This is a genomic window from Pseudomonas sp. RA_15y_Pfl1_P11, assembly GCF_963970975.1.
GTDB lineage: Bacteria > Pseudomonadota > Gammaproteobacteria > Pseudomonadales > Pseudomonadaceae > Aquipseudomonas > Aquipseudomonas tritici.
The window spans coordinates 54,901-69,983 of sequence record NZ_CAXAOY010000005.1; the positions used below are offsets into that span (position 1 = coordinate 54,901).

The 15,083-nt window shown below is 59.9% G+C and carries 14 protein-coding genes; 2 read left to right on the forward strand and 12 right to left on the reverse strand.

The features are described from left to right. Positions 1–16: 16 nt before the first annotated feature. The gene (pgl, locus tag AACY44_RS07720) at positions 17–730 is read right to left on the reverse strand and encodes a 6-phosphogluconolactonase (RefSeq protein ID WP_339417107.1); all 714 of its coding nucleotides are present in this window, start codon (positions 728–730) and stop codon (positions 17–19) included. Next, positions 717–2,183, reverse strand: a complete 1,467-nt coding sequence (zwf, locus tag AACY44_RS07725; RefSeq protein ID WP_339455862.1) for a glucose-6-phosphate dehydrogenase — start codon at positions 2,181–2,183, stop codon at positions 717–719. The genes pgl and zwf overlap by 14 nt, the downstream gene beginning before the upstream one ends. A 219-nt stretch (positions 2,184–2,402) precedes the next feature. Here zwf and AACY44_RS07730 point away from each other — a divergent pair, with 219 nt between their 5' ends. After that, positions 2,403–3,263, forward strand: coding sequence for a MurR/RpiR family transcriptional regulator (locus AACY44_RS07730; RefSeq protein ID WP_339417331.1), 861 nt, complete (start codon positions 2,403–2,405; stop codon positions 3,261–3,263). Between the two features lie 114 nt (positions 3,264–3,377). Here the strand turns inward: AACY44_RS07730 and AACY44_RS07735 are convergent, their stop codons facing one another. The 10 genes from AACY44_RS07735 to AACY44_RS07780 all read right to left on the reverse strand — a co-directional run bounded on the left by AACY44_RS07735 (position 3,378) and on the right by AACY44_RS07780 (position 14,580). After that, positions 3,378–4,223 carry a D-hexose-6-phosphate mutarotase gene (locus tag AACY44_RS07735; protein ID WP_339417109.1) on the reverse strand — a complete coding sequence of 282 codons (846 nt, stop codon included), beginning with the start codon at positions 4,221–4,223 and terminating at the stop codon, positions 3,378–3,380. Between the two features lie 102 nt (positions 4,224–4,325). Further along, the gene (locus tag AACY44_RS07740) at positions 4,326–5,672 is read right to left on the reverse strand and encodes a carbohydrate porin (protein WP_339436045.1); all 1,347 of its coding nucleotides are present in this window, start codon (positions 5,670–5,672) and stop codon (positions 4,326–4,328) included. Positions 5,673–5,756: 84 nt separating this feature from the next. Then, positions 5,757–6,917 (reverse strand): ABC transporter ATP-binding protein, encoded by a 1,161-nt coding sequence (locus tag AACY44_RS07745; RefSeq protein ID WP_339455864.1) that lies wholly within the window; start codon positions 6,915–6,917, stop codon positions 5,757–5,759. 2 nt (positions 6,918–6,919) lie between these two features. Further along, positions 6,920–7,765 (reverse strand): carbohydrate ABC transporter permease, encoded by an 846-nt coding sequence (locus AACY44_RS07750; protein ID WP_065873551.1) that lies wholly within the window; start codon positions 7,763–7,765, stop codon positions 6,920–6,922. Further along, positions 7,758–8,666 (reverse strand): carbohydrate ABC transporter permease, encoded by a 909-nt coding sequence (locus tag AACY44_RS07755; protein ID WP_339417113.1) that lies wholly within the window; start codon positions 8,664–8,666, stop codon positions 7,758–7,760. Before AACY44_RS07755 ends, AACY44_RS07750 begins: the two co-directional genes overlap by 8 nt. A gap of 101 nt (positions 8,667–8,767) precedes the next feature. Further along, complete coding sequence (locus AACY44_RS07760; RefSeq protein ID WP_339417115.1) at positions 8,768–10,054, reverse strand: ABC transporter substrate-binding protein; 1,287 nt, start codon at positions 10,052–10,054, stop codon at positions 8,768–8,770. Positions 10,055–10,158: 104 nt separating this feature from the next. After that, on the reverse strand, positions 10,159–11,418 hold the full coding sequence (locus AACY44_RS07765) for a D-mannose isomerase (protein ID WP_339530008.1): 1,260 nt from the start codon (positions 11,416–11,418) through the stop codon (positions 10,159–10,161). A 208-nt stretch (positions 11,419–11,626) separates the two neighbouring features. Continuing rightward, the gene (locus AACY44_RS07770) at positions 11,627–12,472 is read right to left on the reverse strand and encodes an ATPase (protein ID WP_339417119.1); all 846 of its coding nucleotides are present in this window, start codon (positions 12,470–12,472) and stop codon (positions 11,627–11,629) included. A 114-nt stretch (positions 12,473–12,586) separates the two neighbouring features. Further along, positions 12,587–13,585 carry an NAD-dependent epimerase/dehydratase family protein gene (locus AACY44_RS07775; protein WP_339427468.1) on the reverse strand — a complete coding sequence of 333 codons (999 nt, stop codon included), beginning with the start codon at positions 13,583–13,585 and terminating at the stop codon, positions 12,587–12,589. A gap of 98 nt (positions 13,586–13,683) precedes the next feature. Continuing rightward, on the reverse strand, positions 13,684–14,580 hold the full coding sequence (locus AACY44_RS07780) for a LysR family transcriptional regulator ArgP (RefSeq protein ID WP_339417123.1): 897 nt from the start codon (positions 14,578–14,580) through the stop codon (positions 13,684–13,686). A gap of 96 nt (positions 14,581–14,676) precedes the next feature. Between AACY44_RS07780 and AACY44_RS07785 the strand changes: the two genes are divergently transcribed. Next, positions 14,677–15,078 (forward strand): ACT domain-containing protein, encoded by a 402-nt coding sequence (locus AACY44_RS07785; protein WP_339417125.1) that lies wholly within the window; start codon positions 14,677–14,679, stop codon positions 15,076–15,078. Positions 15,079–15,083 lie beyond the last annotated feature (5 nt).

A 15,083-nucleotide genomic window follows, 5' to 3' on the forward strand; every position in this document is an offset into this window, starting at 1 on the left:
GCGGCTGATCCTTGGCTCATGGGCACCAGTAAATCTCTAATGTAGGTTGCAAAAACGCGCGAATCGGCATGGCAGAGACATCGTCACTGGCCAGCGCGGCGCTCAAGGTGGTCAACTTCGAACTGCCGGAAATCGACAGGACGGTGTAATGGGCAGTGGCCAGCAGGGCGCGACTCATGGTCAGGCGCTGATGTGGCACGGTCGGCGCCAGCATCGGCCAGCAACGGCGGGTACCGTCGGCCTGCAAGGCTTCAATCAGGTTCGGGCTGTTGGGGAACAGCGATGCGGTGTGGCCGTCATCGCCCATCCCGAGCACCAGCACATCGATGGCTGGCAACTCGCCCAGCAGGCGATCAGCCTGCTCGGCAGCGTCTTCAAGATTAGCTGCGGCGCTGTACAGGCTGAGGAACCTGGCCTTGGCCGCCGGGCCCTGCAGCAGGTGTTGCTTCAACAGGCCGGCATTGCTGTCGGCGTGCTCAACCGGCACCCAACGCTCATCGGCCAGCGTGACCGTGACCTTGGACCAGTCCAGGCCTTGCTTGGCCAGGTTCTGGAAAAACGCCACGGGGCTACGCCCGCCGGAGACGACCAGGGTCGCTTCGCCACGGGCACTGATAGCCCCGCGCAGTTGTTCGGCCACGTCATTGGCCAGACCGTCCGCCAACAAGGCCGGCGTACGGTACTCATGGGCGCTGACACCCTGAGGCAGTTTCAATTCAGATATCGCCATACCACGACCTCCCATCCCGCGTGATCAGTGCAATCGAGCTCATCGGCCCCCAGGAACCCGCCGCGTACGGCTTGGGCGCATCACCGGATTTTTTCCACCCGGCGATCAGCTGGTCACACCACTTCCACGCGGCTTCGATTTCATCTTTGCGAACAAACAGGTTCTGATTGCCGCGCATTACTTCAAGCAACAACCGCTCATAAGCATCGGGAATCCGTGCGCTGCGGTAGGTGTCGGAAAAATTCAGTTGCAGTGGGCCGCTGCGCAGTTGCATGCCCTTGTCCAGGCCCTGCTCCTTGGTCATCACGCGCAAGGAAATACCTTCGTCCGGTTGCAGGCGGATGATCAGCTTGTTGCTGATCTGCAAGCGCTGCTCGGGGGCGAAGATGTAGTGGGACGGTTCCTTGAAGTGGATGACAATCTGCGACAACTTCTGCGGCATGCGCTTGCCGGTGCGCAGGTAGAACGGCACGCCGGCCCAACGCCAGTTGCGGATATCGGCGCGCAGGGCGACGAAAGTTTCAGTGTCGCTCTGGGTGTTGGAGTTCTCTTCTTCCAGGTAACCCGGCACTGGCTTGCCGGCGCTGTAGCCGGCAATGTACTGGCCGCGCACCACTTGGGTGGTCAGCCCGTCCGGGCTGATTGGCGCCAGGGCCTTGAGCACCTTGACCTTCTCGTCGCGGATGCTGTCGGCGGACAGGTCGGCCGGCGGGTCCATGGCGATCAGGCAGAGCAGTTGCAACAGGTGGTTCTGGATCATGTCGCGCAGTTGGCCGGCCTTGTCGAAGTAGCCCCAACGGCCCTCGATACCGACCTGCTCAGCCACGGTGATTTCCACGTGGGAAATGTAATTCTGGTTCCACTGGGTTTCGAACAGACTGTTGGCGAAACGCAGCGCGATCAGGTTCTGGACGGTTTCCTTGCCCAGATAGTGGTCGATGCGGTAGGTGCGGTTTTCCGGAAAATACTGCGCAACGGCGTCATTGACCTTGCGCGAGGACTCCAGGTCCGAACCGATCGGCTTTTCCAGCACGACGCGGGTGTTTTCCGCCAGGCCGACCTTGGACAGGTTCTCGCAGATCGCGCCGTAGACTGCTGCAGGCGTGGCGAAATAGGCGATCAGACGCTGCTCGGTGCCGGCGATTTCAGCCAGGACCACATAGTCATCAGCCTTCATGAAGTCAACGTGAACGTAAGTCAGGCGCGCGAGGAAACGCTGGGCGATGGCTTCGTCCAGTTCCTTGCCGACGTATTTGCGCAGTGCTTGCTCGATATGGGCCAGGTGTTGTTGCTCGGAACCGGCTTCACGGGCCAGGGCCAGGATGCGCGTGTCGTCGTGCAGCAGCCCGGCGCCATCGAGTTGATAGAGGGCAGGAAATAACTTGCGCAGCGCCAGATCACCCAAGGCGCCAAACAGGGCAAAGGTGCAGGGTTCTACGGTTATCGAAGGCATGATGTTTGTTCTTTTATCAAGTTAAGCTACAAATACCTTTTTTCAAGGCATCACTCAAGGAAAAATGTAGTAATAACCACAACATTTTCCCGAAATACGCATTGCGAGTGGTGGTGTTCAGCTACCCTCAGTAGGATAGGCCACCGCAAAAGACCACTCATCGATTGGTCGCCACCTTTTATTTGCATCGTCGCCCGAAGGAAAGACTGAATGGACCGCGTGCGAAATCTTCTGGAACAGATCCGGAATCGCCTCGAAGAATTGAACAAGGCAGAGAAAAAAGTCGCCGAGGTCATCCTGCTCAACCCGCAGCAGGCGACCCGCTTCTCCATCGCCGCCCTCGCCCAGGCTGCCTCGGTCAGTGAACCGACGGTCAACCGTTTCTGCCGTTCGTTCGGCGTGAGCGGTTACCCTGAACTGAAATTGCAGCTGGCGCAAAGCCTGGCCAGTGGCGCGGCGTATGTCAGCCACGCGGTGGGGGCCGATGATAACCCTGAGGCCTACACCCAGAAAATCTTCGGCAGCGCCATCGCCTCGCTGGACAGTGCCTGCCAGGCGCTGGACCCTGCCCTGATCAGCAAAGCCGTGGATTTGTTGATCCAGGCACGGCAGATCCACTTCTTCGGCCTGGGCGCTTCGGCCCCGGTGGCCATGGATGCGCTGCACAAGTTCTTCCGTTTCAACCTGGCCGTTACCGCCCACGCCGACGTGCTGATGCAGCGCATGATCGCCTCGGTGGCGCACACGGGCGAGTTGTTCGTGATCATTTCCTACACCGGGCGTACCCGTGAGCTCGTAGAAGTGGCGCGGATCGCACGGGAAAACGGCGCTTCCGTGCTGGGCGTGACGGCTGAGAATTCGCCGCTGGCCAAGGCCAGCACGGTGAGCTTGAACATTCCGCTGCCGGAAGACACCGACATCTACATGCCGATGACCTCGCGGATCATCCAGTTGACGGTGCTGGATGTGTTGGCGACCGGCATGACTTTGCGTCGTGGCGTGGATTTCCAGCCGCATTTGCGCAAGATCAAGGAAAGCTTGAATGACAGCCGGTATCCGGTGGGCGACGAGTTCAACTAAACAGACATTTGCGGTGGCACTACCGGCCTGATCGCGGGCAAGCCCGCTTCCACACTGGAATGCATTCCCATGTGGGCGCCGGGCTTGCCCGCGATAGCGTCATCAGCCACACCGCTAAAACCCTGCCCGCGCCTGCAAACTCAAATGCGCCCTCTCCCCCGGCGCCAAACTGGCCCCAGCCATCGCCGACTCCACGCACACAAACCCCGACGCCTCGTTAAAGCTCACCCCCAACAGTGGCCGGCTGCCGGGATGCCACACCACCGTGTCGGCGCTGTCACCCGTATCAATGCACAGTTCACGCTGCCAGGCATGGTCCTTGAGCTGCAACTCACCGTCATGCTGAAACACCCGCTGGCACCCGCCCTCTACCCTTAGCTCACCTTCCTGCTGGCAAACCTGGCGATTGAGCTGGTCGTAACCTTGCGCGCCATCAAGCCCAGACAGCGCTACCTCATCAACGTGACCGATACGCCAATAAGCGTGCAAAGCATGGCTCAGCTGGCACGGCAGCTCGTCCTGGTGCTCGGTGCTCAGGCGCAGTTCCAGGGTCTCCCCCAGGTGCGCGTGCAAGTCCACCTGCCAGTCGCACAACTGCAATTGCCAGTGCAGGCGCACACCCTCGTCGTCAGTGCTGCTGTCGAGCAGTTTCCAGTCGATCAGCCGCGCCCAGCCATGGGACGGCCAGGCATTTTCGCTCGGGTGGCGGCCATACCACGGCCAGCACACCGGTACGCCACCACGGATGGCGCCCACCTGTGGCCACTTGGCTGCACACCACAACCAGGGTTTCTGGCCACGGGGTTGGAAGTGCAACAGCTGCGCGCCCTGGCGACTGAACACCGCTTGGCACAGCGGATGATCAATGACCAATACATCGCGCATCTGAAAGCGCTCCCAGGCGAACACTGGACGCTCGCGCAGGGATTTGAAAAAACGTTGCAGCGGTTGCTCATGCATGTGCCACGGTCCTGAATATCTTCACAATGCGACCCAAAAAAAAGCGGATAGCCATGGCTACCCGCAAAATGCGCACAGAGAGAGGAGCTTATCGCAACAGCGTTAGAACGTAGACTGAATTTTCAGACCCGCCACGAGCGCGTTGTCGACTTTATCCACGCCGCCAGGCTGGACGACGTATTGCAGGTTAGGACGCACGGTCAGCCAGTTGGTAACGTGGAAGCCGTAGTTGATTTCGAAGTTGTACTCGGTTTCGCGAATGGGCGAGAACAGCGCATTGTCGTAATCATTCACGCCATTGGCGACGTTCAGCAGCTCAGCGTTCTTCTTCACGTCATCGTTGACGTGCAGGCGAGCAGCGCCAATGCCGACGTCATCTTTTGGACGTGCGTCGAATGGGCCTTTGTACACCAGCATCAACGACTGGTAGTTGTCGACCAGGTTGGTTTCTTTGTCGTGGAAGGTGGCGTTGGCCGCGATATTCAAGCCGCGGGAAGCGTCGCCGTTATGCGTGGTGAGTTGCTGTTGGGCAACAAACCAGTAGCCTTTCTTGCTGCTGCGGGTACGGTACGCGGCGCGAGTGGTAGCCGCATCGTTGCCGTTCACGTCTTCACGTACGTCGGCAGCATCAGCCGCGCTCTTGTAGTAACCCACACGGTATTCGCCCGGCAGGTTGTTGACCTTCGGCGACCAAACCAATTCCACAGGAATCACGGTGCCCTTGGTGCCGCTGCCGCTGAGCTTGAAGCCGTTGCCGTGCTCGAGCTGCGATGGGTTCTGGTTGTAGGCACCGATTTGCGCATACAGCTCAGGCGTGATGTTGTACTTCACGCGGATCGCGGCCTGGCTGACGGGCCAGTTGTACCAGGTGTTCACGTAGTTGCCGACCTGGGAGCCGCAGAACGACAGGTTCTGGAAGTCGCACGGGAAGGTATTGAAGTCTTCGCCTTCACCGAAGTAGCCGAGTTTGACGTCCAGCTTGTTGTCGAACATCTGGTGCTGGATCCAGAACTGGGTCAGACGCACCATGTGGCCACGGCCGTAGACTTCCATCGACGAACTGAGCGTGCCGGCACGTGGGTCGCCGATGCGGTCGTTGGAGATGTTCTGGCCATTACGGTTGGTGAACTGGATCTTGGCCTGGGTGTTATCCCAACCCCACAGCTTTTGCAGATCCAGCGCTACGCCCAAACCGAACTGGTCGGCGTAACGGCCCGTCTTGTCGGTGTTGTAACCGCCATGCGCGTTGTAGCCCATCTCCCCTACGTAGTCAGCCTTAATGTCGATACCTTGCTCGATCAGCTTGGTACGTTCACCGCCCCAATCGCCGGTCATCCACTTCGAATCAGCGCTGAACGCATCGGCCGCCATCGCATTGGCGGACAAAACCAGGGCTGCTGCGGCTGACATTTGGCAGATCAATCGAGTGTTGTTGTGTTGCTTTTTCATCCCTACATCCTCGTCTTTATTGTTATTAAACTGTTTTTATTTAACGCGGTTAACTTTTTTATCTAAAACAACATGTTATCTGCTTCAGCGGCCTTTGAATTGGGCCACATTGTCGGCATGCCCCTGTTCAGGCAATGAGGAAGCAGTGCCCAATCGCTCGCCCGTTTGGGCGTCGAACAGCAAGACCTTGGAAGGGTCGAATTGCAACGTCAGGGTCTCGCCCACCTGGGGTGCCACGTCGGGCGACAGGCGGCAGCAGACCTTGGTGTCGTTGAGTTGCACAAACACCAGGGTATCCGGGCCGGTCGGCTCGGTGACCTGGACTTCGGCACGAATACTCGACGCCGTGTCGCCCTCACCCGCCGCCAACATGATTTGCTCGGGACGCAAGCCCAGGATCACGTCGCGGTCTTCAAGGCCCGCGTCTGTCACGTTCAGCGCCAGCTCGCAACGGGCCTGGCCGCTGTCGAGCACGGCCACCAGGCGACCGTCCTTGCGCTGCAGGCGCAGGGGTACGAAGTTCATCGGCGGCGAACCGATAAAGCTCGCCACGAACTGGTTGGCCGGGTTGTTGTAGATGTCTTTTGGCGTGCCGAACTGCTGAATGATGCCGTCCTTCATCACCGCGACTTTATCGCCCAGGGTCATCGCTTCGATCTGGTCGTGGGTCACGTAGACCGTGGTGGTCTTGAGACGCTGGTGCATCAGTTTCATTTCGGTGCGCATCTCGACGCGTAGCTTGGCGTCGAGGTTGGACAGCGGTTCGTCGAACAGGTAGATCTTCGGCCGACGCGCCAGGGCACGGCCCATGGCCACACGCTGTTGCTGGCCACCGGATAGCTGGCCCGGCTTGCGGTTGAGCAGGTGTTCGATCTGCAGCAGCTTGGCCACGCGCGCCACTTCAGCGTCGATCTCGGCCTGGGGCATCTTGCGGATCTTGAGGCCGAACTCGATGTTCTCGCGCACGCTCATGGTCGGGTACAGCGCGTAGGACTGGAACACCATGGCGATGTCGCGATCCTTGGGGCTCATGCCGCTCACGTCTTGATCACCGATCATGATCGCGCCACCGGTGATGGTTTCCAGGCCAGCGATGCAGTTCATCAGCGTGGATTTACCGCACCCCGAAGGGCCGACCAGGATCAGGAATTCGCCTTCCTTGATCGACAGTTCGATGTTCTTCAAGGTGTCGGGCAGGCCGGCGCCATAGGTCTTGTTTACATTGCGAAGTTCAAGCGTAGCCATGATTACCCCTTGACCGCGCCGGCCGTGAGGCCGCGCACGAAATACTTGCCTGCGATCACATAGACCAGCAGGGTCGGCAGCCCGGCGATCATCGCCGCCGCCATGTCCACGTTATATTCCTTGGCCCCGGTGCTGGTGTTGACCAGGTTGTTCAGCGCCACCGTGATGGGCTGGGAGTCGCCACTGGAGAACACCACACCGAACAGGAAGTCGTTCCAGATCTGGGTGAACTGCCAGATCAGGCAGACCATGATGATCGGGGTCGACATCGGTAGGATGATCAGGCGGAAAATGGTGAAGAAACCGGCACCGTCCAGGCGCGCCGCTTTGATCAGCGCATCCGGAATGCTGACGTAGTAATTACGGAAAAACAGCGTGGTGAACGCCAGGCCGTAGACCACATGGATAAACACCAGGCCGGTGGTGGTGCTGGCGAGCCCCATCTTGCCGAGGGTGAAGGAAGCCGGCAGCAGCACGGTCTGGAATGGCAGGAAGCAGCCGAACAACAACAGACCGAAGAACAACTGCGAACCCCGGAAGCGCCAGAACGACAGCACGTAGCCGTTCAACGCACCGATAGCGGTGGAGATCAGCACAGCGGGCACGGTGATCTTGATCGAGTTCCAGAAGTAGCCATCCACGGTGGCCCAGGCCTTGACCCAACCGATGCCGGAGACCACGGTCGGCCAGCTCAGCAGGTTGCCGGTGCTGATGTCTTCCGGGGTCTTGAAGCTGGTGAGCAGCATCACCACCAGCGGCACCAGGTACAGCAGCACGGCAAGGATCAGCACCGCGTAGATCGCGATGCGACTCAGGCTGATGGGCGATTTGGAGACGAGACTAGTCATTACGTTTGGTCCTCAGCTCGGAGTAGAGGTAAGGCACGATGATCGCGAGGATCGCACCGAGCATCAGGATTGCACTGGCCGAGCCCACGCCCATCTGGCCACGGCTGAAGGTGAACGAGTACATGAACATCGCAGGCAGGTCGGACGAATAGCCGGGGCCGCCAGCAGTCATCGCCGCCACCAGGTCGAAGCTCTTGATCGCAATGTGCGCCAGGATCATCACCGCACTGAAGAACACCGGACGCAGGCTCGGCAGCACCACGCTCCAGTAGATGCGCGGCATGCTCGCGCCGTCGATCTGCGCGGCGCGGATGATCGATTGATCAACCCCCCGCAGGCCGGCGAGGAACATCGCCATGATGAAGCCCGAAGCTTGCCATACCGCGGCGATCACCAGGCAGTAGACCACGCGGTCCGGGTCGATCAGCCAATCGAGACGGAAGCCTTCCCAGCCCCAGTCACGCAGAAGTTTGTCCAGGCCCATGCCCGGGTTGAGCAGCCATTTCCAGGCGGTACCAGTGACGATCATCGAGAGCGCCATCGGGTACAGGTAAACGGTGCGGATAAAGCCTTCGCGACGGATTTTCTGGTCGAGGAAGATCGCCAGTGTCACGCCGATAACCAAGGTGATGCCGATAAACATTCCGCCAAACAGGGCCAGGTTCTTGCTCGCGACCCACCAGCGGTCGTTGTCGAACAAACGCTGATATTGCGCGAGACCCGCCCATTTGTAGCTTGGCAGGAACGTAGATGTCGTAAACGACAGTACAAACGTCCACAGGATGTAGCCGTAGAAGCCCACCAACACGATGAACATGCTGGGCGCCAGCACCAGTTTGGGTAGCCAGCGCTGCAGTGCATCGAACGGCGAGGCTTTGCTGAACACAGCAACAGAACTCATGGGAAAATCCACTAAAAGAATAAAGGCAGCTGCAAGTTACAAGCTACAAGCGGCAAGAGAGGCAGCACACCAGTTGCAGCGTTTAACTTGCAGCTTGTAGCTTATTTGGCCGACTTGATCGCAGCGCCGAGTTTCTTGGCGGTGTCGGCTGGGTCAGCTTTCGGGTCGTTGATGAAGTTGGTCACGACGTCAAAGAACGCACCTTGCACAGCCAGGGTCGTGGCCATGTTGTGCGCCATGCTTGGCTGCAGGCCGCCGGTCTTGGCGTCTGCCAGGAAGTCCTTGGCGGCAGCCTGGGCGCAAGAGTCGAAGCCGTACGAATCCATTTTGGTCAGCATGTCGTTACGCACAGGGATCGAACCCTTGTTGATGCTGAACACTTTCTGGAAGTTTTCACCCAGCACGACTTTGGCGATGTCCTGCTGACCCGCCGCAGTGCCTTTGTCTTTCTGCTTGAACACCGCCAGGGAGTCGATGTTGTAGGTAAAGGCTTTGTCGGTGCCCGGGAACGCTACGCACTCGTAGTCTTTACCGGCGACTTTCTTGGCAGCGGTCCACTCGGACTTGGCCCAGTCACCCATGATCTGCATGCCGGCCTTGCCGTTGATGACTTTGCCCGCTTCGAGGTTCCAGTCTTGGCCTTTACCGTCGACGTCCATGTAAGTCGCGACTTTCTTCAGCTCGGTCAGCGACTTGACCATTTCCGGACCGGTCAGTGCGGCGTTATCCAGGTCGACCAGGGCTTTCTTGTAGCCATCGGCACCCATCACCGACAGGACGACGGCTTCGAAAACGGTGCTGTCCTGCCACGGCTGGCCACCATGGGCGAGCGGAATGAAGCCCGCGGCCTTGAGCTTGTCGCCCGCTGCGTAGAATTCTTCGAGGGTGGTTGGGTTCTTGGTGATGCCGGCTTTCTTGAAGACTTCCGGGTTGATCCACAGCCAGTTCACGCGGTGGATGTTGACCGGTACGGCAACGTAGTCACCGTCGTACTTCACGGTGTCGGAGACTTTCTTGTCGAGCAGGGAGTCCCATTTTTCGTCTTTGGCGACAGACTTCAGAACGTCGGTGTCGAGCAGGCCGGTGGACGCCCATTCCTGGATGTCGGGGCCTTTGATCTGGGCAACGGCGGGCGGGTTGCCGGCGACCGCGCGGCTTTTCAGCACGGTCATGGCCGTGGCGCCACCGCCACCTGCGACGGCACCGTCTTTCCAGGTGAAGCCGTCTTTTTCAACTTGGGCCTTCAGGACATCTACAGCCGCTTTTTCACCGCCCGAGGTCCACCAATGCACAACTTCAACCGTCCCTTTCGAGTCGGCCGCGAATGCACTGAGGGGAAACAACGAGGCAATGGAAATAGCTACGGCGAGGCGATTAATCGCGTTCATCTGAATACCTTTTCTTGTTGTTATGCATGCAAGTCTTAAGCTTGCGCTGCACGGAGTTTAAACATGGATTTTTGAGGCGCAGGTAACAAAGGGATGCCCAAATGTCACCAATTGGTGACATAACGCCCAGCCCCTATTGCACTGGCCATGCTTGGCGCTAACGGCAGCGCAGGCAGCAATACCGCTTGCCAGGCATGGTACAGGTCTGGCTTGCCGCCCCAGATGTTGCTGCTGGGCGTGTTATGGGGGCTGAGTTCGTGGTGCCAGCTGCCGTGGGTACGGTCGATAAAGTGGGCCTCGCAAAACTCCCAGAAGCGCCGGTACCACGTTTCGTAGTGCAACTCGCCGGTACGCTTGAGCAAGGCTTGGGCAGCGGCGCTGGCTTCGGCGTGGGTCCAATGCAAGCGCTCGTGCACCACCGGTCGGTAGGTCCAGTCCAGGGTGTAGACGATGCCGGGGGCGCCATCCACGGACCAGGCATATTCGCAGGCGCTGGCGAACAGGCCCTTGGCGTCGCTCACCAACCAGTCCGGCGTGGCCAACCCGGCTTGCAGGCGTGCCGCTTCCAAATGCAGCACCAACCGTGCCCATTCAAAACCGTGGCCGGGGGTGATGCCGTAGGGCCGGAAGCCGTCTGCGGGGTTGTCTTCGTTGTAACCGAGCAGCGGTTGCCAGTGCGCGTCGAAATGCTCGATCACCATGTACTGGTTGCCGGCGGCGTGGGTGTGGATCACCCGCTCGACGATCCGCATCGCGCGGTCCAGCCAGCGTGTATCGCCGGTGACATCGGCCAGGGCGAGAAAGGCTTCGGTGGCGTGCATGTTGCTGTTGGCGCCGCGATAGGCTTCGATGCCGCTCCAGTCTTGGGCGAACGACTCGAGCATCACGCCCTCCTCCTCGCTCCAGAAAAGCTGGTCGATGATATGGATGGCGTCGTTCAACAGGTTTTGTGCGCCGGGAGCGCCGGCCACCACCGCCGAGCTCGCGGCCAGGGCGACGAAGGCGTGCAGGTAAGCAGCCTTGCCACGGTTGCCATCGAGGGCGTGGGGGGCGGCGAACCAGCCTCCGTGCTCAGCGTCCCGCAGCGGGCCACTGAGGGCCGCAACACCGTGTGCGACCAGCTCGGCATACCCAGGCAAGCCCAAGGCATGAGCCATGGCGAAGCTGTGGGTCATGCGGGCGGTGTTCATGGTTTCGGCGTGGGCATCGGCTGGCAGCTGGCCTTTGTCGTCAAGGTTGCCGAAACCATCGGGCAGTCGAGATGCCTTGGCGAATGCCAGCAGGCGCTGGCCTTCAGCGGCGAGCCAAGCGCGATGGGCAGGCGCGTTCAGCCAACTGCTGGCAGGCAGTGGTTGCGTGGTCATGGGTGGCCCTTATTATTTTTTGTGGGATGACCGGAGTCTAAACAAGGGCGCGGCGGGGGCAAGTAACGAAGGGGATGGGAAATGTCACCGACTGGTGACAATGTTGCAAGCGACCATTATCGAGCGCTTGGCTGCAACTCGAATGGGGGAGTGGGCGTGCTCGCTCCCCCATTTAAATCGGTTTACACCCGTGTTATCTCAGCAACGGTCACTGGCCGCGCGGGGTGATCTTCGCCGGCGCGTTGAGCTGTTGCTGCAGGTTCCGCACCTGGCTCTGCAAGGTGGTGATGTTACGCGTGGTCTGGATGCGGAACACGTCGAACTCTTTATTCGTAGGCGCATCGCTATTGACCGGCTGGTTATCCTGCGCGCTTTTGAGCACTACCAGGTCCTGCTCGATGCGGGCGATGGCCGCACTTGGGTTGCCCTGCTTCTTCAACGCGGCCACGTCAGCGGAAAGCTCCTTGATTTCGGCATCACGCTTACCTGCGTCGCCTTGCGCCGCCTTAAGCGTGGCCACGGCGTCGGTCAGGGCCTGGACCTGGCCTTGCAGCTTGCTGTTGGCGTTAGACAGTTCAGTGGTGCTGGCTGTCATTTGCGCCAGGCGCTTATCCAACTCGGTGGCCCGGCCGGCCACGCCGACCTGCTGTCTTCCCTGCTCCAGCAACTGGCTTTCGAGTTGCTTGATCTGCAGTTTCAACGCTTCGCTACCGTTGTTGACGCTGGCTTCACTGGCCACCACCTTGCCGGAAATATCTTGCAGACGCCCCGCCGCTTCTTCGCTGATGCGCGCAAAACTTTCCTGGGTGGCAACCAATTGCTGGCCCATCAGGGAAATCTGCTGGAAGCTCCACCAGGCCAGGCCCGCAAAAGCGATCAGCAAAGCGCCGATCAAAGCCCACAACGGGCCAGTGCTGGCGCTCTTGACCTTGACGACCTTAGTGTTGCGCGAACGCACCGAGGTGGCCGGGGTAGGTTCGAAATCATCGTCATCCCCGACATCGGCCCGCAGGCTGGGAACGTTGTCGAAGTCGTCTTTAGCATCGTTGCGCATGAATCAACCCTGAATCGGTGAAGTGGCGAGCGACGGGAGTATAAACCGCCTTCCCGGCGCACTGATCGACCTGGAATGCCAGATTCGGTTCCCGAAGTATTGCCTGTTGTGTGCTTACTTGAACCCTGGGTCCTGGGCCTTCCACCAACTGCAGAACTCGTCGAGGGCGGTCCACAGGCTGACCTTGGGCTCGTAGTCCAGATAATGCCTGGCGCGGCTGATGTCTAACGTGAAATCTTTGTTCATGACTTGCATGCCCAGGCGTGACAATGCTGGCTCCGGACGCCCTGGCCACATTGCGCAGAAGGCTTCGTTGAGGGCCGCTACGCTGTAGGACAAACCGTAGGACCGATACCGCGTTACCTGCGGCAACTCCATTTGGCGCATCACGTAGTTCACCACATCCCACACCGGCACCGGCGTGCCGTTGCTGATGTTGTAGGTCTTGCCTAGCGCTGAACCGGTAGCGAGCAGGCTGCTGAGCAGCGCTTCGTTGAGGTTGTGCACGCTGGTGAAATCGACCTTGTTCAGGCCGTCGCCGACGATAGCCAGGCGGTTCTTGCGCTGCATTTTCAGCAGGCGTGGGAAGATGCTCATGTCGCCGGCGCCAGTAACGAAGCGCGGGCGCAGGGCCAGCACTTCGAGGCCGAACTCCTGGGCGCCAAATACCTTTTGTTCCGCCAGGTATTTGGTGGCGGCATAGGGATGTTTGAAGCGCTTGGGGACTTGCTCTTCAGTCAGGCCCAGGTGGTCGCGGCCGTCAAAGTAAATCGATGGCGACGACAGGTGCACCAGTCGGCCGACCCGTTGCTTGAGGCAGGCCTCGACCACGTTCTCAGTGACCAGCACGTTGCCCTGGTGAAAGTCCTGATAGCGCCCCCACAGCCCGACAGCGCCAGCGCAATGCACCACGGCTTCGACATCGCGGCACAGACCGCGCACCAGGTCGGCGTCATTCAGATCACCCTGGATAAACTCAGCGCCGCGCCTCACCAGGTGTTCCACACCTTCGGCGCGCCGCCCGTTGACCCGCACGTCCAGGCCCTGCTCCAAGGCGAAACGCGCAAAGCGCCCGCCAATGAAGCCGCTTGCGCCGGTGACCAGAACTTTCATGGAGCCTCCTACGGATGCAGCTGCAAGCTTCAAGCTATAAGCCGCAAGTTAAATACGATCTGCAAGCTCTTCTCTTGCAGCTTGCAGCTTGACGCTTGTCACTGCTGATAGGGCACCAACCATTGGCCACATGCCTGGGCCAGGTGATCGGTCAACAAGCCCAGCAGTTGCCCGCCACTGCGCCAATGATGCCAGTACAACGGCACGTCGATGGGCTTATCTGGCAATAACTCGACCAATACGCCCTTTTCCAGTTGGTCGCGCACCTGCAATTCCGGCACCAACCCCCAGCCCAGGCCTGCTTCTGTCAAACGGATGAAGCCTTCGGACGATGGGCACAAATGGTGCTCGAAACCACCGTCCACGCCGAGGGACGCCAGGTAACGGTGTTGCAGGAAATCATCCGGGCCGAACACCAGTGCGGGGGTGCGCGCCAGTTGATCAGCGCGTACGCCATGCGGAAAGTGCCGGGTTATAAAAGCCGGGCTCGCCAGCGCCCGGTAGCGCATAGCGCCCAGCAACAGGCTGCGTGCCCCTGCAACCGGGCGCTCGCTGGCGCAGATGCAGGCGGCCACTTCGCCAGCACGCATGCGTTTGAGGCCCACGGTCTGGTCTTCCACCACCAAATCCAGCAGCAAATGTTGTTCGGCGCAAAAATCGCTGACGGCCTCGGCCCACCAGGTGGCCAGGCTATCGGCGTTTAACGCGATGCGCAGACGCTCAGGCATGCCTTCCTCGTCCAGTGCCGGTACCTGACTTTGCAGGTCGCGCTCCAACAGTCGCACCTGTTGCACATGGTTGAGCAGGCGACGGCCGATCTCGGTAGGCGTCGGCGGCGTGGCCCGCACCAGGACCGGCTGGCCGATGCGCGCCTCGAGCAACTTGATGCGCTGGGAGATCGCCGATTGCGAGAGCCCCAACACTTGCGCGGCGCGCTCGAAGCCAGCCTGTTCCACCACCGCCGCCAGGGCAGAAAGCAATTTATAGTCGAACATCAGTTTCTCTAATGAGCGATCAGTAATATTTGTTTTTCTTATACAGCCTATGCCAAGAGAATAGCCAGCATCGCTTCTCTCTATAAGGAACCTCCCATGGCTGGCGAAACCGCCCTGGCAACCTTGCTGCGCAGCATGAGCCCCCATCTCAATGAGGGTGACTACGTGTTCTGCACCCTGCCCGATCACCGTGTCCCTGCCGGTTGCGAGGTGATCGGCAGCTTTCGCGAGCAGGAAGGCCTGACCCTGATCGTTGAACGCCAGCAGGCGGAACAGGCGGGCTTGGCCTTTGACTACGTTGCCGCGTGGATCACCTTGAATGTGCACTCGGCCCTGGAAGCCGTGGGCTTGACCGCCGCCTTCGCCAGCGCACTGGGCAAGGCCGGCATCAGTTGCAATGTGATTGCCGGCTATTACCACGACCACCTGTTTGTCGGGCGTGCCGACGCCGAGCGCGCCCTGCACGTTTTGCGGCAATTGGCAGCGGACGCGGAGTAAACCCT